This window comes from Marinitoga arctica, assembly GCF_054657315.1.
The window spans coordinates 1-599 of sequence record NZ_BAAHYY010000075.1 but is presented as its reverse complement, the minus strand read 5'-3'; the positions used below and the strand labels follow the sequence as shown (position 1 = coordinate 599).

Below are 599 nucleotides of genomic sequence, written 5' to 3'. Positions count from 1 at the left end.
CACGCTTATTAATATTACACTTCTAAGTTTGTATATTTCCCTATCATGATATATACTTCGTATTACATGCAAAAATTCATTCATTATTTTCTCATCTAATCTTTCAAATTCATCTATCATTAATACTATTTCTTTTTGGGTTTCTTGAAAAAATTCTCTTATCATTTTTCTCAAATTATTAATATTTTTTGGAACCTTTATTTTTATATTTGTATCACCATATATTTTCAGTAAGGACATTTCAATATCTTCAATAAAAATTTCAAGAAAATCCTCCTCATTAATATTCCCATAACTTTCAAAAGAAATAAATATTGGTAAATATTTTTCTTTTGTTTTTTCAACTATATCATTTAACAATGTTGTTTTTCCTGTTTGTCTTGGGGCTGATACTGTAAAATATCTCCAATTTTCTATATGATCAAGTGCCTCTTTCATTACATCTGGTCTTTCTACATAATAACAAGTCTTTTTATCTACTGGTCCTGATGTACAGAATCTTCTCATTACTTCACCTCCAAATTTGGCACTGTTCAAACCTTTTCTATTATATAATCCTCAATATTCCTTTTTTCTGAATTGATATTTATTCCTATTAT

Annotated in this window: 1 protein-coding gene; it reads right to left on the bottom strand. The window is 25.7% G+C overall.

Annotated elements, in window-relative coordinates; genetic code table 11:
- On the bottom strand, positions 1-507 hold a 507-nt coding region (locus ACYQ44_RS10415), incomplete at its 3' end, for an ATP-binding protein (protein ID WP_459997228.1).
- Positions 508-599 lie beyond the last annotated feature (92 nt).